Origin of the sequence: Peijinzhouia sedimentorum, assembly GCF_049340005.1 — a bacterium.
Taxonomy (GTDB): Bacteria; Bacteroidota; Bacteroidia; order Cytophagales; family Cyclobacteriaceae; genus CAXBDP01.
In genome coordinates this window covers 424,028-445,897 of sequence record NZ_JBMPIY010000002.1, presented here as the reverse complement: position 1 = coordinate 445,897, position 21,870 = coordinate 424,028, and the positions used below count along the sequence as shown (strand labels likewise).

Here is a 21,870-nt window from a genome sequence, read left to right as displayed (position 1 = left end):
ATCACTTAGATGGGAAAATTTACTTGTGGAGGTCTAGTCCTTTTACTACTATTTTTTAATTGTACCTCAGTCTATTCTTTTCAGCTTCGTTTGAAAATATACAAAGAGCCACCCGAAATAGACTTCAAACCAAGCTATACAGGTGTAGCAAAACCAGTCTTTAGTCACGATGGAAAATTATTATTTTTTAGTTTAAAATATGTTGAAGATAATGTTGGCGGGCTAGAAGATCCAGGCGATGTTTATCTTACGAAGTTTGAAAATGGTAATTGGACAGAGGCAGAAAATGTAGGAAAACCAATCAATAATGATTTTCCTAATGCCCCTATTTCTTTGTTAGCAGACAACAGAAGTTTGTATCTATTAAATAAATATGATAAGGGTAGTCCTGGCTCTGGATTATCAATGTCCACTAAGGTGAAAGGAAAATGGAGATTCCCTGATACTCAAAAAATAGAAAATCTAGAAATCAGAGGTCAGTATTCTGACTTTTATGTACATCCAAATGGACATCTGATGTTATTGGCAATTGAAAACGATAAAAGCATTGGCTCTCAGGACATTTTTATTTCTCATCGTTCTGGCAAAAATTCATGGACTGAGCCAGTGAATTTGGGAGAAAATATTAACACTATTGGAGAAGAGTATGCGCCTTTTTTTGGTGCCGATGGTAAAACGATTTATTTCACACATTCTTTTAGCGCAGATTCAGCTTTTGATAATAAAGTCAAAATTTTGATGGCAAAGAAAACAGCGAACGGTTGGCAGAAAGGTATTCCTCTTCCCGATAGTTTATTTGAAAAGCCATCAAATTCTTATCTGAATTTGCTTACTGGCTCTAATGTTGCCATGTTTATTGAGAGAGATTCTGTCTCAGACATTGGCAACCCAAAGACAACTTTTCTAGATAAGAGTTTTTTACCTGCTCCAGTAAAAGAGCTAAATGGAACCATATTGCGACAGAAAAATGGTAAGCCCAAAGAAATAGTAATCAAAGCAATAAATTTAAAATCATCAGAAATTGAGGCTTGGGTGTATAGCCATTCGGAAGATGGTTATTTTGCGATGTTTCTAAGAGAGGGTGAAGATTACCAAATTGAATTTGGAGATGGGAAGGATCAAAAAGTACTGACCCTTAAAGTTAATGATTACAAGGACTTTGAAAAGATTAAGGTTGATGTTCAGGTAAATTAAAGCTTAAACTAAATGAGCCAGCCAGAAGATGAGAAACCATTCTTGATTTTGCTCAGAGAGCAAATTGCTGACTGGGCCATTCAATATTTTGAATGGCTGAAATTTCGTCCTAATCAAAATGTGCTTCAAAAGCTGTTGCATATTCTCACGCGCACTATCGCAAGTATATTTGTCATCGCCTTTTCGCCTATTGTTTTCATCATTCTTTTGGTCACTTTCTTCGCAGCTGGATGAGTCCGTTGGCAGTCTATTCCAAGCTCTATTGGTATTTTGTGTGCTTGTTCCTACTTCACCAAATTCTGCAATATGGATTTGGTATCTATATTCCATTTATTGATAGTTATCTAGATCCATTTGTTGCGCCTATTGTATTGCTGGGAGCATGGCAATTTGAGCGCAATTGGTTTTTAGCAAAAAGGGCAATTCCCTCCCGCCTTTTTCTGTCTGAGGTCATTGCCCTTACTATTTATGTTGCTTTGGTTGGTGAGTTTATTTTTCCACTATTATCCGCCAAATTTTATTATGATCCATTCGATTTTGCCGCCTACGCCTTAGGTGGATTTTGCTTTCAAATTCTCCTCAATAAATAGGATGATGAGCAATGAATATAACTCTAGAAGCTGGATCAAATTCTTTTAGCTTATCCAAACTCACATGCGCTATTTTGTAGCGATAATTTTTGTTGATATAAGATTCTTCGACATCAATTAATTCAAGCTCGTTCAAATCTTCTTCATTTTTGTATCTGATATACAACCTAATGCGCAAATCATTTGAGAATTCAGCTGATCGATTTTGGCGAGCTTTTTTGTATTCGTATTTATACTCGTAAGAGAGCGCCGATATATCGGACAATACCGCTGAGGCAGTAGGGAAGCTGCCAGCACCTTTGCCAATAAAAAACTGACTATCTGTAAATGCGGCACCAATTTGCACCGCATTATACTCATTGTGAACATGGTAAAAGTGGCTTTGATCACTTACAAATTCAGGGATTACCCAGCCATGTACTTTTCCATTATCTCGATAGGCCTTTGCAATTAGTTTGAGTTTCAAGCCTTTTTCGCGTGCATAATTGGTATCTTCTATTGACAAATGTTGAATGCCATAATTGAAGATTTGCTCTGGGCTAAGAAATAAGCCAAAGGTATGCGCAATCAGAATGGTGAGCTTAAATTTCGGATCGAAAGCTTCCACATCCAATTTGGGATTGCTTTCTGCAAAACCTAGTTTTTGGGCTGCAGCAAGTACTTCTTCATAGCTTTTATGATCCTCGATCGTTCGAGTGAGGATGTAATTGGTGGTGCCATTACAAATACCTTCGATGCTGCTGAGCAAGTCATTATCGTAGTATTCTTCCAAATTTCTAATTACTGGGATACTTCCACAGACAGAAGCTTCATATAGAAAGGGAACTCGATATGCTTGTTGCAGCGCATGCAATTCCTCTAAATGCTCAGCAATCATTTTTTTGTTAGCTGAAACAACAGCTTTGCCACGTTGCATGGCAGTTTTCACTATTTCAAATGCTTCATCGGGATCATCTATCAATTCCACCACAAGGTTAATATCCGGATTTCCCAAAATATCATCTTTCTCGAAGGTGAAAATATCGATGCCTTCAGGTCTTTTCTTTTTGCGGTCTTTCACGCAAATTTTTAATATCTCCGTTTTGAAACCCGGAGTCTGTTTCAACACTTCGTACAAGCCACCGCCAACTACACCGAAACCGAAGAGGCCAATTTTTAACTGTTTTTGCATGTAATAAAAGGTCTTAGAATTTTGGTAATTTTTTCTGTTTCAATTAAAAAGCCATCATGCCCGTATAGGGAATCCATGATGCTGAGATGTGACTGAGGAATATGTTTCGCAATCAGCTGCTGTTCGGCGGGAGGAAAAAGTACGTCGCTAGAAATACCAATAATGATGGCCTCAGCTTCAATTTGCGCCAAGGCATTTTCTATACTGGCTCTTCCTCTGCCCACATTATGCGAGTCCATTGCTTCTGAAAGTCTCCAATAAGCGAATGCATCGAATCTATTACTAAGCTTTTGTCCCTGGTAGCGCTGATATGATGATGCTCTGAAGTCATTGATCGCTTCTGGGTCATCTTGCTGGCTTTCCTTGTAAGTATCGTATTGGCGATAGGAAAGCATGGCGATTGCTCGCGCAGCTGCGAGGCCTTTTTTGCCAGCATCAGTATTGTTTTCTTGCCAAGTTTGATCTGCGGCTATAGCCATTCGTTGTGTTTCGTTGAATGCTCTCCCCCAAGCAGAGTGTAAAGCATTGCTGGCCAAAACGCATATTTGCTTGAATACCTTAGGTTGCATTATAGCCCATTCCAATACTTGCTGACCACCTGTGGAGCCACCAATTGACAATTCAATTTGCTCAATGCCCAATTCTTGTCTGAGCAAATCGTGTCCTCGTACAATATCACGGATGGTTACACTTGGGAAGTCATGATACCAAAGTCTGCCCAATTCCTCAGAGTAGGAGAGTGCCGAACTGCTCCCATAGCATGAGCTAAGCATATTTGCGCAAATAATGGTGAAATCGGCGGGGTCAAATAAATCACCAGTTCCAAATAGGCCTTTCCACCAATCCAATACATTCGAGTCGGCAGTAAGTGCATGGCACACCCAAATGATGGGCTTGCCATCCGAAATCTCTGCACCAAAATGGTGATAGGCTATTTCCAGTTGTGGTAATTGTCCGCCACTTTCCAAGTTGAATGGCTTATTGTATATGAATTTGCGCTTAGTCAACTCGCTGAAATTTTAGGTTAAACCTGTTTGTTTGCCTTCGAAAATGCTTGCTCAAAATCTGCTTTGATATCTTCCACATGTTCAAAACCTACAGAAACTCTCAATAAGCCAGGCGCAACTCCTGCAGCTTTTTGCTCTTCTTCACTCAATTGCTGATGGGTAGTAGTAGCCGGATGAATGATGAGTGTTTTGCTATCTCCAACATTTGCCACGTGGCTTATCAATTCCAAATTATTTACCACTTCATCAGCAGCTTCTTTGCCGTTCTTCAATTTGAATGAGAGCACCGCTCCAAAGCCATTCGGAAGATATTTTTTGGCTAATGCGTGATATGGACTAGAAGTTAATCCAGGGTAGTTTACATATTCTACAGCTTCATGATTTTCCAGCCATTGTGCCAAAAGCAAAGCATTGTCCGCCGACTTTTGCACTCGTAGCGAAAGCGTTTCTAAGCCTTGCAGTAGAAGAAATGAATTGAATGGACTCAATGCAGGGCCAAAATCTCGCAGACCCTCAACCCTAGCACGAATGGCAAAGGCAATATTTGGAAGTCCAAGAGGATTGCCTTCTCCAAATACATCCCAGAATTTCAACCCATGATAGCCCTCAGAAGGCTCAGTAAATTGTGGGAATTTGCCATTAGCCCAATTGAAATTGCCTGCATCCACAATCACTCCACCAACGGAAGTGCCATGCCCACCTATCCACTTTGTAGCCGACTCCACCACGATATTTGCGCCATGCTTTATCGGCTGCACCAAGTATCCTCCCGCTCCAAAAGTATTATCTACGATCAATGGAATTTCATTTTTCTGAGCGATGGATGCAATTGCTTCGAAATCAGGAATATTGAATCCTGGATTGCCGATCGATTCTATATAAATCGCTTTCGTTTTCTCGTCTATCAGCTTTTCAAATGAAGCTGCTTTATCTCCATCTGCAAAGCGCACTTCAATGCCCAATCTCTTGAATGCAACTTTGAATTGATTGTAGGTTCCGCCATACAAATAGCTTGTGCTTACGAAATTATCGCCGGCTTGAAGGATGTTGTTGATCGCAATGAACTGTGCGGCTTGCCCAGAGCCTACAGCCAATGCCGCCACGCCGCCTTCCAATGCCGCCACGCGCTTTTCAAACACATCGGTGGTTGGATTCATGATGCGTGTGTAAATATTACCAAACTCCTTTAGCGCAAAAAGATTAGCGCCATGTTCGGAATTATTGAACACGTAAGAAGTGGTCTGGTAAATGGGAACAGCCCGTGATCCAGTGGTTGGATCGGCTTCTTGGCCTGCATGCAATTGCAGGGTTTCGAATCGGTAATTTGTTGAAATTGACATTTTTGTGGAATTAGATTGTGGAAAAAGGATAGTTTAGGGATATGTTATCAGCCATTTGCAGGCAGATATTTCAGCAATAGAAATGATGCGAATTACTCGGAATTAGCAACAACAAGACATCAGGCAACAACAACTGTTGAAGCTTAGAATGCGAGGAGGAATTGATAGAAATAAAGAGATTTGCGCAACATGTGCGGAATCTAAATTGACAAAATTGTGCGTGTATTGTGTGTTCATATTGCAACTGTTTTATATTCTTCCGACACCTTGTCGAAATCAGGAATTGGCACCTTGCTGTTAAGCTATGCAGGTTGCCAGAGGGTCATCGAGCCTGTCTCTCACCTCTTCTTTATAAATCAATCGCTCTCACGAGGAATGATGCTACAAATGTAGAGGATGAAAATTGAATTGTCCAAATGGCCTAAAGCAAAAAATATTATGATTTCCAATCTTTGTTGTCTTAACTAATTGAAATATAGGTTTCTACATAAGAAAATATTTTTTGAAATATTTTTGAAACCCAATTGATTTTGGAAGTGAAAATCAATTTAAGAGTAGTTTCAAGGAATTGGGAGGAAAAAAGTGGGAGGAAATAAAACCAAAAAAGCTCTTCCAATTTGGAAGAGCTTTTCATTATTTTGGTTGATTAGATATCTATTTAGCGAAACTTACAGATCTCATTTCTCGGATTACCGTCACCTTAATTTGACCAGGATACTGCATATCTTTTTCGATTTTTTGCGAGATGTCAAAGCTTATTTGCTTCGCTTTTTCATCAGATACATTATCAGCATCTACCATCACACGAAGTTCGCGTCCTGCTTGTATTGCATAACTTTTGTTCACACCGTCGAAGTTTAAGGCCAATGCCTCCAAGTCTTTCAGTCGCTTGATGTAAGATTCCATCATTTCGCGTCGTGCGCCTGGGCGGGAGCCTGATATCGCATCACCTACTTGAACAATTGGTGATATAAGACTGGTCATTTCGATTTCGTCGTGGTGAGCTCCTATGGCATTGCAAACTTCCGGATGCTCTTTGTATTTTTTGGCCAGTTCCATCCCCAAAATAGCGTGAGGCAATTCTGGTTCTTCATGCCATACTTTTCCTATATCGTGAAGTAGGCCTGCTCTCTTGGCAAGTTTGGAGTTGAGTCCAAGTTCTGCAGCCATTGTTGCGCAAAGCTTGGCGGTTTCGCGGCTATGCTGCAATAGGTTTTGACCATAAGATGAACGGAATCTCATACGGCCTACCATTTTGATAAGCTCTGGGTGCAATCCGTGAATTCCTAAATCAATTACTGTTCTTTCACCAATTTCAACGATTTCATCATCGATGTTTTTCATCGTTTTGGCTACTACTTCCTCTATGCGAGCAGGGTGTATTCTGCCATCTTGTACCAATCTGTGAAGGGAAAGTCTAGCAACTTCTCTACGCACCGGATCGAAGCCTGAAATGATGATTGCTTCAGGCGTGTCATCCACGATTATTTCTACGCCAGTAGCAGCTTCAAGCGCTCGGATGTTTCTACCCTCTCGTCCGATAATCTTACCTTTGATGTCATCACTTTCAATATTGAAAATGGAAACACAGTTTTCTACAGCATGCTCTGTGGCAGTACGCTGTATAGTATTGATTACGATTTTCTTGGCTTCTTTAGTCGCGGTAAGTTTTGCTTCCTCAATAATATCCTTGATATGTGAGGCAGCTTTTGTTTGAGCTTCATCTCGCAAGGTATTAATTAACTGTTCGCGAGCTTCGTCGGCACTGAGGTTGGCTACTTTTTCCAGTACAGAAACTTTCTCTGCAATCGCTTTTTCCAACTCTTCTTTCTTCTGACCTACAATTTCCAGCTGTGCAGCTACATTTTCTTTGATACTATCAATTTCTGCTTCCCTGCGCTTGGTTTGCTCCATTTGCTTGGCTAGCATTTGTTCCTTTTGCTTCAGCTTATTTTCATTGGTCAATAGGATATTCTTTTTCCTATTCGACTCTTCTTCAAATTCGCTTCTAAGCTTGAGAAACTTCTCTTTTGCTTCGAGGATCTTATCCTTTTTGATGGTTTCCGCTTCTTGAGCAGCATCTTTTAAAATACGTTTTGCTCTTTCTTCAGCTTCTTCTTCTTTTTCTTTTCTTATTTTGCTTAGCAGGCTTTTACCTACCAAATAACCAATAGCCAGGCCCACAAGAGCGGCAATCAGTCCAATTATTACACTTTCACCCATTTTTATTTATGTTTATGGGCAGAAGGAACGATGCTATTGATTCTAAAGATTTGGGCTAAATTTCAACCAAGGGATTTATCTAACAGTCCATTCAGCTCTGATAACTTATCGTTAAGAAATTCTGATTTTCCTGAAATAGATTTTTCAGCAGTTAGTTTCTCTACAAGGCTATCAAATGCCACCATTGCGAGTAAATCTTGCTTATCGTCTATTTTGAAACGAGATGAATAACCCTTCAACATATCGTTGATAGTTTTACATGCCGTCCTTATTTTCTCCTCATCCTCGGGTTTAACCTTCATCGGATACTCTCGGTCAAATATTTTAATTTTAATTGAAAGTTCTCCCATTCAGGTATATATTATTTGCCAAGTTGCGCTATACAGAAATCAATTTCTTTGATATAGTCGCTGATAATCTTCTTCAATTCAGTAGTATTTCGTTTTTCTGCCGGAATACCTTCTACAAGTTTAGCTAATTTCCACTTATTTTGAAAATTATCCAATTTTTCGCTTTTTTCTTCAAGCTCATTTTTAAGTTTTATATTCTCACTTTCCAGCTCAGAAACCTTTACTTTGAGGCTATTTTGCAAGTCTAATAACTTATGAAGCTTTTCTTCAAGTTGAAGAATTGATGCGTCCAATTGGTGTTCTTTCATTATTTTCTTATCAATGCGAAGAGGTCGTTTTCAAATAATTTTATCAAACGAGCCATCGTCTTGTCTATATCCTTTTCATTTAAGGTTCGCTGACTGTCCTGCAAAATAAAACTTAATGCGTAGGCTTTTTTCCCGCTTTCGATTTTATCGCCTTCATACACATCAAAAACATTCACTTTCTTGATAAGCCAAAACTCTTTTCTTGCTACAATTTGCTGAATATCCGAAAAGCTTACCTTTTTATCAACAACCAATGATAAATCTCTTCTAACTTCTGGAAATTTCGAAACTTCCTGGAGTTTAGTGTTTTCATTAAATTGGCTGAGTAATTCCTGCCAATCGATATCGGCCATAAATACTTCTTCTTTGATTCCAGCCAATTTGCCCACTTTTGGATGTAGCTGACCAAGTAATGCAAGGCTTCCACCCTTATTTGCCAAGTCCAATGCATAGGCATACATCGGATTTTTGGTTGGAGTAGTTTGCAAATCTCTTTGATTTAATTTCACTGAAATATTACTAACCACTTGGTACAAATCATGAAAAGCGGCTCGCCTTTCTTTTTCTATCCAGTTCTCCTCGCTTTTATTTCCTACCAAATAGATGACTAGTTTTTCTTGCTCATGATAACTGCCATCAGAGAGTTTTTTATAAGTCTTGCCGAATTCGTAAAGCTTCAAATTCCACTGTCTATGGTTTAGATTATGAGCCAATACATCCATTCCGGTGAAAGCCAAATGTTGCCTCATTACTCCCAATTCTTCACTTAGTTTATTAAGGATTTCAACATTTTCATTTGGATCAAACCCATCAATTTTTTGGCTATAATCTGGTTTAGTCAATGAATTAGTCATGATTTCTGAATAGCCCATGCCTGCCAGAATATTGCTGATATCTTGCTGAAGGCGGGAGGAATCTACTTTTGGGAATTCAGCCAAAAACTCTGTTTGATTTTTCGCTGCGAGCTCTATATTGTCGAGACCGTAAATTCTCAATATCTCTTCAATGACATCAGCCTCCCTCGTTACATCCACTCTGTAGGTTGGCGCCAGTACCGTAAATCCTAAATCACTTTCTTTACTCAATTCAAAATCCAAGGCTACCAGAATTCTTTTGATTTCTTCTCTTGGAAGCACTTTGCCAATAAGGCGATCTATATTCTTGTAGCTAACTTCAATTACAGGTTTAGTAACAGGGTTTGGATAAATATCAATAACATCGGAGGCGATTTTACCTCCCGCTATTTCGCAAATAAGTGAAGCCGCTCTCCACATTGCTTTGAGGGTAATTTCTGGATCAGTACCTCTTTCGAATCTGAATGATGCATCTGTCTTCAATCCATGATGATTAGCTGTGCTTCTGATCCTGCCTGGATGAAAGCATGCACTTTCTAAAAATATCTCTGTGGTACTTTCAGTTACTCCAGAATTTATTCCGCCAAATACTCCTGCAATACACATTGGCTCATCGCCATTGCAAATCATCAAATCGGCTTGGCCAAGTTTGCGTTGCTTATCATCCAATGTTACAAATGGCGTATTCGCAGCCAAGGTTTTCACTACCACTTTTCCAGTGGTAATTTTTGATTGGTCGAATGCATGCAATGGCTGTCCAAGCTCGTGCAATACATAATTTGTGATATCTACAATGTTGTTGATTGGTTCTAAATCAATGGCTTGTAATCTGTGTTTAAGCCATTCTGGCGATTCAGTTACTTTCAAACCACTGATTGAAATGCCGCTGTAGCGAATGCTGCCTTCGGTATCTTCTACTTTTACTTCAACTTTCGATTGGCTTTCTGCTTTTGGTAGATTTGGAATCGCAGGCAGACAAATTTCTCTACCGAGTACAGCTTTTAGATCTCTACTTACACCCAAATGTGATGCTGCATCTGCTCTGTTAGGAGTCAGTCCAATTTCTAATACAATGTCATTTGGTAAGTCAAAATATTGAACAGCGGGGGTGCCATTTGGTAAATTGGTGTCGAGTACCATGATGCCAGCATGCGAACTTCCCAGACCTATTTCATCTTCTGCGCAAATCATGCCTTCTGATGCTTCCCCTCTGATCTTGCTCTTTTTGATTTTGAATGGCTCACCCGAGCTTGGGTAAAGTGTACAACCTACAGTGGCTACAATCACTTTTTGCCCTGTCGCAACATTTGGCGCGCCACATACAATTGAGGCCAATTCAGCTTCGCCAATATCCACTTTTGTAAGACTAAGTTTATCTGCATTTGGATGTTGGCTACATTCCATCACCTCGCCAATTACTAAGCCTTCTAGGCCGCCTTTTATGGGCTCGTACTTCTCAATTCCTTCTACTTCGAGGCCAGTGGCAGTTAGTATATTTGCAATTTGCTCAGGGCTTTCTTCGATTTTAATGAAATCCTTGAGCCAATGGTATGATATCTTCATGAAAAAAAGTCAAAATGAAATAATGTGCAAAAATAGGGATATTGTACGGTTGCCAAATTTCAAATGCAAATTCCTTTGAATAATAATTTGAAACGGAGTTAAATCTCTAATAAACGCCAGGTAAAAAATCCTTCTCACCAGCAGTTACTGCTACTGTCACATGATTTCCTGCTGGCGGGAGGGGGCAGCTAAATTCATCTGTATAAGCGCAATATGGATTGTAAGCCATATTGAAATCGATGGTAATAGTTTGGTCGCTTTCTTTCACCAAGTCGATATATCGGCAAGCACCGTAAGTTTCCACTCCTGTAGTTTCATCGGTAAAAATCAGAAACAGTTTGTTCTGAAATTGCCTAACCATTGGTTGAAGTATCAGCAGCCTTTGTTGCTTACCTTTCAATATGAAATTGGCGTATGCATATTTGAGGTAGCGTTCTTCTTTGCCATCATTAGTTGGCAGAACGAGCATTTTATTAGATTCTACTGCTTCTAAGCGAGCTTTAATTTTGAATTCTGGGTCTATTGGAAAATACTCAAGTTCTTTGAAATCTGCTTTTTGGGCATCACTCATTGGAGAGGTGTTATTGTAGCGCATAAAGCGATTTTTATCCTCCCGCTCTGTATTGATTTCCTCTTCATATACAGAGTTGTCTTCTCGGCCAAAAAGTGTGTAAAGCCCAATTGCTAACACAACGAAAACTACGATTGCAACTAACCAGCTATTTTTTATCATAATATTCCTTCATCTGCAAAGCTAAAATATCCATTGTCTCCAAAGATAATATGATCAAGTACGTTAATCTCTAAATGTTTACCACCATCTTTTAATTTTTTTGTTAACGAAATGTCTGATGCGCTTGGTTTGAGGTTCCCAGAAGGATGATTGTGGACGAGTATTATACCGCAAGCGAGATATTCAAGAGCTGATTTGAAAATGATTTTCGGGTCGGCTACTGTGCCAGTAACGCCGCCGCGACTGATATTTTCTTTTCTAAGCACTTTATTGGCTCGGTTCAGAAGTATTATCCAAAATTCTTCTCGTTCTAAATCCAGAAGGTCAGGTTTCATTAAATCGTAAACATGTTCCGAAGCAGTGATTTTAACTTTTTTTAGACTAATTCGAATTTTGCGTCGCTTTCCAATTTCTAGTGCGGCAACAATTGCAATAGCCTTTGCTTCTCCCATCCCTTTAAATTTTTCCAGATCTTTTACGCTGAGCCTAGCTAAATTTTCCAGATCGTTTCCAACACTGTCGAGAATATGTTTGGCGAGATCTACAGCACTGAGAGATCGAGTGCCAGCTCTTATCAAGATGCCAAGCAGTTCGGCATCGGTAAGTATATTGCGACCTTTGTTGAGAAGTTTTTCGCGTGGACGATCCTCTTCTGCCCATGCAGTGATCGAAAGGCTTTTTGGAAATTCTTTCATTGCCAGTAGAGATTTGTTAGGCAATGAATATACTCAAAAAATATGAGAATGTAAATAAATGAAAAATGCTCCACACATGCGGAGCATTTTTATATAGGTCTTAAAAAGAGCTAATTACAAACTATTAACGAATGTCGCTAATTTCGATTTGTTGTTAGAAGCCTTATTTTTGTGTATAATGTTCTTTTTAGCAAGCTTATCAAGCATAGAAGAAACAGTTTTGTAAAGTTCTGTAGCTTCTGCTTTATCAGTAGTGCCTTTTAGTCTTTTGATGAAAGTACGTGTAGTTTTAGCTTGATACCTATTACGTAGTCTCTTGGCGTTGTTGGATCTGATCCTCTTAAGTGCTGATTTATGGTTTGCCATAGTATATGTAAGAAATTAAAGACTCGTTCAAAATTGAGAGTGCAAATTTAAGGTCTTTATTCATATTGGCAAAATATATTTCAAAGATTTACAAATAATATGATTGATACCCATGATTTTGAGTAAGTTTCATACAAAGGTAATCAGTTTTTTGACGATTATTTTATTTTTGATAATGCCCATCAACGGGCTTGGTTGGGGCTTTTTTGCCCATAAACTGATCAATCGGCAGGCGGTTTTTACCCTCCCGCCAGAGATGATTCCGTTCTTCAAAAAAAATATTGAATACATCACGGAAAATGCTGTAAATCCAGATCGACGTAGATATGCGGTGGAAGGGGAGGCTCCAAGACATTTTATTGATCTAGAGAATTTTGGGAATCAACCTTTGGAGGAATTGCCAAAAAACTGGAATGAGGCAGTGAAAAAATTCACTGAAGATACATTAATGGCTCATGGCACTGCTCCATGGAATGTGTATAGAGTATTCAATCAACTTACTAGAGCTTTTGAAAATAAGGATGCAAGTGCTATTCTTCGCTTTGCTGCGGATCTAGGCCATTACATTGGTGATTTGAACGTGCCTTTGCATACTACAGCCAATTACAATGGGCAATTGACCAACCAATATGGGATTCATGGCTTTTGGGAATCTAGACTGCCAGAGCTGTATTCTGATGAATACGATTTTTTCGTTGGTAGAGCAAATTATGTTGATGATCCGACTGAGCGGATATGGCAAGCATTAAAAGAAACCAATGGTGCCTTGGATTCAGTGTTGACTTTTGAAAGAGAGCTTACGGAAACAATGGGCGAAGCAAGGAAATGGGGCTTTGAGGACAGAGGGCAAATTACTACCCGCGTTTATTCCAGAACATTCTCTAAGGCTTATCATGATATGCTAGGTGGTCAGGTAGAGTATAGAATGAGGCAATCAATCAAAATGATTGGCGATTTTTGGTACACAGCTTGGGTAAATGCGGGACAACCCGATTTGCTAGAATTGGCGGGTTATGAAATGGATCCTCAAACGCTGAGCAAAATGGAAAAAGAGCGGGAGGATTGGGAAAATGGTAAACTCAATGTGAGAGAGCATAATTGAATCAATACATATTTGCAGCCAATTTTTGCATTACCTTTCTGTATAATTCAGCGATTATTTCCTTATCTCTATATTCTGAAAAATTTTTCTCACTTGCCGAATGCACCATTTTAGCATGTAGAGCAATTACATCCTTTTGCTCCTTGGTAATCATAATTGGCGCTAATTTTTCAAATACTTGCAGTAATCTCACGCATACAGCCTCAGTGTTATTACCATTTTGCCTAATCTGATCGAAAGCCGTATTGAACATTCCAGTAAATGAAAAAGGCTTGGCAATTACTCTCAATTGTTCATCACTATCCATATAATTATTAGGTGGAAATTGCCTTAGGGCAATAACTGAAAGAGCGGAGCTTAGATGATCGATACAAGTAATGGCTGTGGTTGGGTCATTTACGCCGGGAGATAAAGCTCGTACAGCAATCTCCACCAATTGATCTATAGAGTATTCCAAATCCTGATCAGAAGTTTTTTGTTTGCCCACAATCATACAGTCGTTGAGTTTATCACTCACATCCAAATTGTTTTTATTCGTCTTGATAGTCATGATTACGCTACCCATCATTTGGTAGTCACCCGGCATCAAATCTATCTCTATAATCAAGTCTTCCTTTTGGGCTATAGCTACTAAGCCTTCATAGTCTATGGCTTGTATATAGCCACTTTTACTAGCCTTAATTTGTTGTACTTCCTTTCGGGATTTGTCATTAATAGTTAATTGTGTGTTGGTCGTAAATTTTTTACCCTCGGATATTTCAACACTTTCAGGAAAGCTTTTGTCTATGGCTCTTCCTAAGTCACGGTAGGCATCGGCAATTACATAATCGGCCTGTATAGAGGTGGATATATAATGAAAAAAGAAAATTAAAACACCTAGGCCGAGTATTGCGAGCACCATAGCAAATGCTACGGATAATCTTGGAATAAATTCGATATCGCCTGTAGATCGGATTGCCTGTATTACAAATAGACAGTAGATAAATGTGGAAATATAAGTGCCTAGTACAAACTGATTTCCCAGATCTTTCATGAAATTACGTAAAAGACGAGGGCCAAACTGGCCCGATGCTAGGGTAAGGGCAACAATGGTGATTGAAAATGAAACCCCTGCTATGCCAATCATCGAACCGGAAATGGTAGAAAGGAGTGTTCTAGCGCCATCCGCACCACCATTGTATACATAACTGCTAATATCATTGATGGTAGGGTTGTCAAGCTTATCTACATAAATAAAGAAGTAGGCAGTAAAAACGGCTGCTACACTCATTATTGTAGGAACAAATGCAAAGCTTGACTTAATAAACCCCCATGTGATCTGAATTTTGGCTTTCATAGTTCAAATTAACAATTAATTATTAATTTGAAACTAATGAATTTGCCATGGCAATTCATGTTAGGCAGATTTCAAATATTTCTGAATAGCGTTAGATATTTTTTTGAAAGTATCAATAAACAAACTGTCGTTCTCTTCTAACAATGTTACTCTGAAGCCTAAAAGGTTGGAGCAGAATGAGCTGACAGGAACAACACAGATTTTCTCTGATAATAATAAGTAATATACAAAGCGTTTATCCAACGCCATTTTTTCACTTTCTACCCAATTATCAAACAATTCTTGCTCGGCTTTTGGTAAGTCTAGAAATTGCGATTCGTTCAGCACATTTTCATCAAAAACTATAGTATTGTAAAAAGCCCCGTTTGTTTGATTGAATTTAATACCTTTTACATCGCCTAATAATTCAGCCATAAGCTTACTTCTTCGTCCTATTTTTTTATTCAAATCTTGACGGTAGCTTGTATATAATGGATGACTATATATTTTTGGAATAGCAAGCTGAGGGAGGATAGTAGAACATACTTCAATCATTTTTGCATTCTCGAGCACTTGACAGAGTTTGTTAAACTCGATTGATACATTTCTATTATAAAATTCCATCCAGCCGCATCTTGATCCAGGCCAAGGAACTTCTTTAGAAATACCTTTTAGAGAGATTCCTGGCAGATCATCTATTATTTCGGCGAGTGTAATTGTTTTCTTTCCATTATAGGTGATGTTTTGATAAATTTCATCAGCTATAATTAATAGATTAAATTCCTTAGCAATCTTCACAAACTGCTCCAAAACCTCCTTAGGATAGACCATTCCTGTCGGGTTATCAGGATTAATAATTAGTATTCCAACAATAGAAGGATTGTATTTCACTTTATTATACAGATCATCCATATCTGGAAACCATCCATTATCTGGATCGAGTAAGTAGGTGATTGGTGCTGCATTTGCATGTGCAGCTTCAGCCGAACTGTGAGTTGAGTATGCAGGAGAAGGGCCAATAATGCGAGCGGTAGGAGTCAAAAATTGGTAGAGCTTAGCAATGGCATCACCTAGTCCATTAAAAAACAGAATATCTTCTTCTGTAATTTGGGCTCCACCTTGCGCATTATTGACTGTTGCTAAAAACTGTCTAGTTTCGAGTACTCCTTTTGAGTCGGCATATCCATAGGATTGATTTTCCTGACTTAATTCAACTACTATGTCTTTAATCCATTTGGGTACTATATTGTTTTTTTGAATGGGGTCTCCAATATTCTCCCATGTGATTTTGTATCCTAGAGCCTCAATTTTACGTGCTTTTTTTACAATTCCTCGTATTTCATAGCTGAGTTCCTCTGCGCCTGATCTTAGTAGTATTTGTCTCACAGTGTAATTATTTTTTCTCACGAAAGTGAGTAATCATATTTAATGAGAAAAGAAATTTTATCTGGATTGAAGCTAAAAATTAATAATGGTAAGATTTGATGTATGTAAAATAAATATAGCCCTGAAAATCAGGGCTATATTTAGTATTGGAAATATGATCTAATTAATACTTTTATATCGAATACGTTTTGGTGTGATATCACCAAGTCGTTTTTTCTTATTTTCCTCGTATTCTGTGTAGCCGCCTTCAAACCAGTAAACTTGCGAGTCGCCTTCGAATGCTAAAATATGCGTAGCAATTCTATCTAGGAACCATCTATCGTGGGAGATGATTACAGCACAACCTGCAAAGTTTTCGAGAGCTTCTTCCAATGCTCTAAGTGTGTTTACATCAAGATCGTTTGTTGGCTCATCTAGTAATAGAAGATTGGCTCCTTGCTTTAACGTTACTGCCAAGTGTACTCGGTTTCGTTCACCACCAGAGAGTAAACCAACTTTCTTCTCTTGATCAGCACCTGCAAAGTTGAACTTACTTACATAAGCCCGGCTATTGATTTGCTTTCCTCCCAAGTCAATCAGTTCATTACCACCTGATATAGTTTCCCATACAGATTTGTTAGGGTCAAGATTATCATGCTCTTGATCTACATAGCCAATTTTCACGGTTGGACCTACATCAAAGGTTCCAGTATCGGGTTTTAATCTTCCCGTTATCATATTGAATAGTGTAGTCTTACCAGCACCATTGGGTCCGATAACACCCACAATACCACCTTGTGGAAGTGAAAAGCTAAGGTTTTCGTACAAAAGCTTATCGCCAAATGCTTTAGAAACGCCTTCAACTTCAAGTACTTTCGTGCCTAATCTTGGTCCTGGCGGTATAAATAGTTCTAGTTTGGCCTCTCTTTCTTTACTGTCTTCGCTTACCATTTTGTCATAAGCACTCAAACGGGCTTTGCCTTTTGCTTGCCTGGCTTTTGGCGTCATTCGAATCCACTCAAGCTCTCGTTGTAATGTTTTTTGCCTTTTCGATTCAGTCTTCTCTTCATCGGCAAGTCGAGTCTGCTTTTGATCAAGCCAGCTTGAGTAATTACCTTTCCAAGGAATTCCTTCGCCACGGTCTAATTCAAGTATCCAACCAGCAACATTGTCTAGGAAATAACGGTCGTGAGTTACGGCTATTACTGTTCCCTTGTATTGCTGAAGGTGCTGCTCAAGCCAATGAACAGATTCTGCATCCAGGTGGTTGGTAGGCTCATCCAATAGCAACACATCAGGCTCTTGAAGTAGCAAACGGCACAAAGCCACCCGCCTTTTTTCACCACCAGAAAGGTTTGCAATTTTCGCATCGCTTGGAGGCGTCCTTAGAGCATCCATTGCTCGCTCAAGTTTGGTGTCAAGTTCCCAAGCATTCAAATGATCCAATTTTTCTTGAACCTTAGCTTGCTCTTCAATTAGCTTTTCCATTTTATCTGGATTGTCTAATATTTCCGAATCACCAAATTTCTCGTTGATTTCTTCGAATTGCTTTAGAAGTGCTACCGTTTCCGCAGCACCCTCTTCTACTATTTCTTTTACGGTTTTTTCTGGATCGAGCAAAGGTTCTTGCTCTAACATACCCACAGTGTATCCTGGAGAGAAGACTACTTCACCCAAGAATTCCTTATCGATGCCCGCAATGATTTTGAGCAAGGATGATTTACCTGATCCATTGAGACCCAGTACACCAATTTTGGCTCCGTAAAAAAATGATAAGTAGATGTTTTTCAGTACTTGTTTCTTGGGAGGGTAGATTTTACTCACCCCAGCCATAGAAAAGATGATTTTTTCGTTCGACATAATTTCTTTAATCGTTTAGGGCAAAGATGCAAAAATTTAAAACGTGGTGTTTGGTAGCTGGTAATTAATTATTTTCGCGACTTGTAAGGTTTTTATTCATTAAATATCAAATTGTTTTGGAGCATCCTCATGGATATGTAAAGGAAGGGAAATTATTCAGAAACGCATTTTTGGAGTTTCCTGACAAAGAGATTGCGCTTGTTGAAGATGGGGTTGAGATTGACTTTTCTCCTTTCGAAAAAGCTTTTGCAGATTTATCTACAAAAGTAGACGAGTTAGAAAAGTTGATCGTAGAGGCTCAAAACAAGGGTTCTTTTCTTATCAAGCTCCAATATATGAAGAGCACAATGCCTGAGCATGAAGGCTTAGGTGACTACTCAGTACTTTATACCAAGTTGCAGCAACTAGAAGAGTATTTGGAAGGAATCATCGCATCGAACAGGGCTAGAAACCTGGAGATAAAAAGAGCATTGCTTGCAGAGGCAGAAGGTTTGAAACATTCGATAGATTGGATGGGTACCTCTGAGGCTATGAAGGAATTGCGTCTGAAATGGATCAAAACAGGTGGAGTTGAGGTTGAATTTTCAGAGGAGCTGGAATCGAAGTTTAAAAATGCGATGGATGTTTTCTTTCTTCGCAAATCTGAGTTTTACGAAGAAAAGCGGAAGATTATTTCTCTAGCAATTGATAAGTATAAAGAAATAATTGAAGAAGCTAAGACATTAAATAAGGCAAGACCTGAAAATGGTCATGAGGAAAGCCTTAAGTTAATTGAGAAGTGGAAGCAGCAGCCAAGTATTCCTGCTACAGACCGTCAAGCATTGTGGACTGATTTCAGCAGATTACTTTCGCCATTTATGCGTAAGAAAAGTGCAGCTAAGCCAAATGCAAAATCAGGAGCTAAACCATTTGTAAAAGGCGATCCAAAAGAAAAGAAAGCAATAAATGATGCACTGAAGACTTTGATAAATGAGTTTCCGGACGATGCAGAAAAGCAGTTGGAAGAGCTTATCCAAAAGGGAAGAAATAGCGGGAGGATTAGTGGTCCTGAAGGCAGAGCTTTACAAAAGGAATACTTACTTTCTGTGGATATATTACGTGAGAAACTTTTTCTGAATAGACTAGTTCAATCCAAAACGCGTGGATATGCTAATCTGCCTGAAGATGAGCAAAGAAAAATTCAGCTGAGTTTTATTAGAGAATTATTAAACAGAGATCAGAAGGATTTTGATGTGTTTAATGAAAATTTTGAGAAGGTAAATACCATTAGCAAATCTTCAGATCAAATGATGACTAGGAAGCTGGAATCATTCAAAAGAAAAATTGAAGCTAAAAAATGGTTGTTAAATGAACTTAAAAACTCAAATCAATCTTAGCTGAAAATAATTGACAGATATTTTGGAATTTTTCAGAATAATCTTTCAATACACCCGTATGTTTCTCATAAATTCAGTTATAATTGCAAAATTTTTCTGAAAGGGCTTAAAATAAGCCAGATAAAGAATTAAACGAATTTGAAATTTTAAATAAGGAGGTAAAAACGATGTACTGGACACTTGAGCTTGCATCATATTTGGAGGATGCTCCATGGCCCGCAACCAAAGAAGAGTTAATTGATTACTCTATTCGCTCCGGCGCACCTTTGGAAGTAATTGAGAACCTTCAAGAGTTGGAGGATGATGGTCAACCCTATGAAAGCATAGAGGAGATTTGGCCTGACTATCCAACAAAGGATGATTTTTTCTTCAATGAAGACGAATATTAATTAAAAGCCGGTGTATTCCGGCTTTTTAATTCTTTTCCATCATTAGTGCTTCTGCCACAATGATGTCTTCAGCTGTGGTCACTTTTATATTTCTGTAGTCCCCTTCAGAAAGCATAATAGATTGGCCCATACTTTCCACCACACTTGCTTCATCTGTGAATGTGTCCTTCTCCTCCTGCAAAAAAGCGGATATCAATATTTCCGACTTAAAAACTTGTGGGGTTTGAATTAAATAAAAATTTCTTCGATCTCTTGCTTTGTTGTTTGCTTGGCTTCCTTCTCTGATAGATTCTTTTAGAGGAACTGCGGCTACACCACTACCATTCGCTTTGGCGCATTCAAATGCTTTCCTAATCACTTCTGTGCTCACGATTGGTCTTGCGCCATCATGCACTGCTACTAACTCGTCATTCCTAATTTGAGCCAATCCATTTCGCACGGATTGAAATCTAGTATATCCTCCTGCTATTATTTCCAAAGGAACTTCAAAGGAAAATTCCTTGCAGAGTTGTTTCCAAGTTTCAAAATGATCGGATGGTAATACCAATACAATTCTAATATCATTGTAAGCTTTTGTGAAACAGTTTATGGTGTGCATCAAAAGTGGTTTTCCTAGCAAAAGCATAAATTGCTTAGGAGTTAGAGATTGCATTCGACTCCCACTTCCTCCCGCCACTATTATTACACTTCTAATTAGCTTGGTCATTTTGATGAATACTCTAAATTAATCCTTTGCAATATAGGATCATTGAAAATAATCTACTCTTATTAATCAATAGATTAAGGCAAAAAAGGGCATAAAAAAAGGGCCAAAAGCCCTTTTCCTATTCAATCGTATGTTTTAAAGAATAAGCATTGCATCACCATAAGTGAAGAAACGATACTTTTCTTTGATTGCAATTTTGTATGCTTCAGTGACTAAATCGTAACCACCAAAGGCAGAAGCCATAATTAACAGTGTGGTTTCTGGTAAATGAAAATTGGTAAGTAAGCTATCGCAAATTTTGAAATCGTATGGTGGATAAAGAAATTTATCCGTCCATCCAGCATTTGCTTTCAATCGTTGTCCGGCTGAAACTGAGGACTCAAGTGCGCGAAGAGTGGTTGTACCTATTGCACAAACTTTCTTTTTTGCATCTAGAGATTCGTTTACTTTATCTACTGTGACCTGTGGAACATCGAAGTTCTCACTATCCATTTTATGCTTTGTAAGGTCTTCTACATCTACTGTGCGGAAAGTACCTAATCCCACATGAAGTGTAATAGGAGTCATTTTTACACCTTTGATTTCCATTCTCTTTGCGATCTGCCTAGTGAAATGACGACCAGCGGTAGGTGCAGCTACTGCTCCAGTTTTATCCGCAAAAATAGTTTGATACCATTCGCGATCTTCTTCCTTAGCTTCTCTTCTTAGTTGTTCTTTTGGGATTGGAGTTTCGCCCAATCTGTCGATCATTTGATGAAAATCATTTTCATCGCCATCGTATAAGAAGCGAATAGTACGCCCTCTAGAGGTGGTATTATCAATTACCTCGGCAACTAATTCACCATCACCAAAGTAAAGTTTGTTTCCAACACGGATTTTCCTTGCAGGATCAACCAATACATCCCAAAGTTTCATTTCCTTATTAAGCTCGCGCAATAAGAAAACTTCTATTTTCGCACCCGTTTTCTCTTTATTACCGTAAAGTCTTGCTGGAAAAACCTTGGTATCGTTGAATACCAAAGTATCGCCTTCATCGAAATATTCTACTATATCTTTGAAAATGCGGTGCTCGATTTTACCAGTACTTCGATGCAATACCATCAAGCGGGATTCATCCCTGTTTTCGGTAGGAACTTGTGCAATAAGATTTGAGGGAAGTTCGAATCTAAATTCAGATAATTTCATAGGAGCTTCTTCGACCGTTTAAAATAGCTTGCAAAATTAGGTAAAAAAAAGTCTTGGTCATAACTAATCAAGGCTTTTAATGCTTCAGTAGTAAAACGAAGATTTATGCTTGCTTAATCTAAGCAAAGTGAGAAAGTTGAAATTTTAGCCACCGTTTATCCGTAAAAGTTTCCATTAA

General features: G+C 38.7%; 21 protein-coding genes and 1 riboswitch. Of the genes, 6 read left to right on the top strand and 15 right to left on the bottom strand.

What is annotated here, in order from left to right; all coding sequences use genetic code 11:
- Window positions 1–9 precede the first annotated feature (9 nt).
- From ACOXY8_RS05200 to ACOXY8_RS05190, 3 genes are read left to right on the top strand one after another with little or no spacing between them, the layout of a single operon-like run.
- The gene (locus ACOXY8_RS05200; protein WP_458330486.1) at window positions 10–1,194 is read left to right on the top strand and encodes a hypothetical protein; all 1,185 of its coding nucleotides are present in this window, start codon (window positions 10–12) and stop codon (window positions 1,192–1,194) included.
- A gap of 12 nt (window positions 1,195–1,206) precedes the next feature.
- Window positions 1,207–1,428 carry a hypothetical protein gene (locus tag ACOXY8_RS05195; protein WP_458330485.1) on the top strand — a complete coding sequence of 74 codons (222 nt, stop codon included), beginning with the start codon at window positions 1,207–1,209 and terminating at the stop codon, window positions 1,426–1,428.
- Window positions 1,425–1,784, top strand: a complete 360-nt coding sequence (locus ACOXY8_RS05190) for a hypothetical protein (protein WP_458330484.1) — start codon at window positions 1,425–1,427, stop codon at window positions 1,782–1,784. The genes ACOXY8_RS05195 and ACOXY8_RS05190 overlap by 4 nt, the downstream gene beginning before the upstream one ends.
- Here ACOXY8_RS05190 and ACOXY8_RS05185 read toward each other — a convergent pair.
- The 10 genes from ACOXY8_RS05185 to rpsT all read right to left on the bottom strand — a co-directional run bounded on the left by ACOXY8_RS05185 (window position 1,774) and on the right by rpsT (window position 12,394).
- Window positions 1,774–2,955 (bottom strand): homoserine dehydrogenase, encoded by a 1,182-nt coding sequence (locus tag ACOXY8_RS05185; RefSeq protein ID WP_458330483.1) that lies wholly within the window; start codon window positions 2,953–2,955, stop codon window positions 1,774–1,776. The two genes, ACOXY8_RS05190 and ACOXY8_RS05185, sit on opposite strands and share 11 nt — an antisense overlap.
- Window positions 2,940–3,962 (bottom strand): homoserine O-acetyltransferase family protein, encoded by a 1,023-nt coding sequence (locus ACOXY8_RS05180; RefSeq protein WP_458330482.1) that lies wholly within the window; start codon window positions 3,960–3,962, stop codon window positions 2,940–2,942. Before ACOXY8_RS05180 ends, ACOXY8_RS05185 begins: the two co-directional genes overlap by 16 nt.
- Before the next feature lie 17 nt (window positions 3,963–3,979).
- Window positions 3,980–5,302 (bottom strand): O-acetylhomoserine aminocarboxypropyltransferase/cysteine synthase family protein, encoded by a 1,323-nt coding sequence (locus ACOXY8_RS05175; protein ID WP_458330481.1) that lies wholly within the window; start codon window positions 5,300–5,302, stop codon window positions 3,980–3,982.
- A gap of 246 nt (window positions 5,303–5,548) precedes the next feature.
- Window positions 5,549–5,660: riboswitch (SAM riboswitch) on the bottom strand.
- A gap of 296 nt (window positions 5,661–5,956) precedes the next feature.
- Window positions 5,957–7,525 (bottom strand): ribonuclease Y, encoded by a 1,569-nt coding sequence (gene rny / locus ACOXY8_RS05170; RefSeq protein ID WP_458330480.1) that lies wholly within the window; start codon window positions 7,523–7,525, stop codon window positions 5,957–5,959.
- 62 nt (window positions 7,526–7,587) lie between these two features.
- Complete coding sequence (locus tag ACOXY8_RS05165) at window positions 7,588–7,875, bottom strand: cell division protein ZapA (RefSeq protein ID WP_458330479.1); 288 nt, start codon at window positions 7,873–7,875, stop codon at window positions 7,588–7,590.
- Between the two features lie 11 nt (window positions 7,876–7,886).
- Window positions 7,887–8,183: a hypothetical protein gene (locus tag ACOXY8_RS05160; RefSeq protein WP_458330478.1), complete on the bottom strand. Its 297-nt coding sequence runs from the start codon at window positions 8,181–8,183 to the stop codon at window positions 7,887–7,889.
- Window positions 8,183–10,600, bottom strand: coding sequence for a phenylalanine--tRNA ligase subunit beta (gene pheT, locus ACOXY8_RS05155; RefSeq protein WP_458330477.1), 2,418 nt, complete (start codon window positions 10,598–10,600; stop codon window positions 8,183–8,185). The genes ACOXY8_RS05160 and pheT overlap by 1 nt, the downstream gene beginning before the upstream one ends.
- 106 nt (window positions 10,601–10,706) lie before the next feature.
- Complete coding sequence (locus ACOXY8_RS05150; protein ID WP_458330476.1) at window positions 10,707–11,333, bottom strand: DUF1684 domain-containing protein; 627 nt, start codon at window positions 11,331–11,333, stop codon at window positions 10,707–10,709.
- The gene (gene radC, locus ACOXY8_RS05145; RefSeq protein WP_458330475.1) at window positions 11,330–12,028 is read right to left on the bottom strand and encodes a RadC family protein; all 699 of its coding nucleotides are present in this window, start codon (window positions 12,026–12,028) and stop codon (window positions 11,330–11,332) included. The genes ACOXY8_RS05150 and radC overlap by 4 nt, the downstream gene beginning before the upstream one ends.
- 114 nt (window positions 12,029–12,142) lie before the next feature.
- Window positions 12,143–12,394, bottom strand: coding sequence for a 30S ribosomal protein S20 (gene rpsT, locus ACOXY8_RS05140; protein ID WP_458330474.1), 252 nt, complete (start codon window positions 12,392–12,394; stop codon window positions 12,143–12,145).
- 112 nt (window positions 12,395–12,506) lie between these two features.
- Between rpsT and ACOXY8_RS05135 the strand changes: the two genes are divergently transcribed.
- Window positions 12,507–13,496 (top strand): zinc dependent phospholipase C family protein, encoded by a 990-nt coding sequence (locus ACOXY8_RS05135; protein ID WP_458330473.1) that lies wholly within the window; start codon window positions 12,507–12,509, stop codon window positions 13,494–13,496.
- 1 nt (window position 13,497) lies between these two features.
- On the opposite strand, the gene ACOXY8_RS05130 is transcribed toward ACOXY8_RS05135, so the two are convergent.
- From ACOXY8_RS05130 to ettA, 3 genes are all read right to left on the bottom strand, one after another.
- A complete protein-coding gene (locus ACOXY8_RS05130) occupies window positions 13,498–14,832 on the bottom strand; it encodes a DUF2254 domain-containing protein (RefSeq protein WP_458330472.1) in 1,335 nt (444 codons plus the stop codon).
- A gap of 60 nt (window positions 14,833–14,892) precedes the next feature.
- Entirely contained in the window at window positions 14,893–16,197 is a 1,305-nt protein-coding gene (locus tag ACOXY8_RS05125) for a pyridoxal phosphate-dependent aminotransferase (RefSeq protein ID WP_458330471.1), read from the bottom strand.
- 159 nt (window positions 16,198–16,356) lie between these two features.
- On the bottom strand, window positions 16,357–18,036 hold the full coding sequence (gene ettA, locus ACOXY8_RS05120) for an energy-dependent translational throttle protein EttA (protein ID WP_458330470.1): 1,680 nt from the start codon (window positions 18,034–18,036) through the stop codon (window positions 16,357–16,359).
- Window positions 18,037–18,152: 116 nt separating this feature from the next.
- Between ettA and ACOXY8_RS05115 the strand changes: the two genes are divergently transcribed.
- Both ACOXY8_RS05115 and ACOXY8_RS05110 read left to right on the top strand, forming a co-directional pair.
- Window positions 18,153–19,412: a DUF349 domain-containing protein gene (locus ACOXY8_RS05115; protein ID WP_458330469.1), complete on the top strand. Its 1,260-nt coding sequence runs from the start codon at window positions 18,153–18,155 to the stop codon at window positions 19,410–19,412.
- Window positions 19,413–19,579: 167 nt separating this feature from the next.
- The gene (locus ACOXY8_RS05110) at window positions 19,580–19,801 is read left to right on the top strand and encodes a DUF2795 domain-containing protein (protein WP_458330468.1); all 222 of its coding nucleotides are present in this window, start codon (window positions 19,580–19,582) and stop codon (window positions 19,799–19,801) included.
- 25 nt (window positions 19,802–19,826) lie between these two features.
- On the opposite strand, the gene ACOXY8_RS05105 is transcribed toward ACOXY8_RS05110, so the two are convergent.
- Together ACOXY8_RS05105 and queA are read right to left on the bottom strand one after the other, a co-directional pair.
- A complete protein-coding gene (locus tag ACOXY8_RS05105) occupies window positions 19,827–20,507 on the bottom strand; it encodes a 2-C-methyl-D-erythritol 4-phosphate cytidylyltransferase (protein WP_458330467.1) in 681 nt (226 codons plus the stop codon).
- A gap of 135 nt (window positions 20,508–20,642) precedes the next feature.
- On the bottom strand, window positions 20,643–21,692 hold the full coding sequence (queA, locus tag ACOXY8_RS05100) for a tRNA preQ1(34) S-adenosylmethionine ribosyltransferase-isomerase QueA (protein ID WP_458330466.1): 1,050 nt from the start codon (window positions 21,690–21,692) through the stop codon (window positions 20,643–20,645).
- Window positions 21,693–21,870 lie beyond the last annotated feature (178 nt).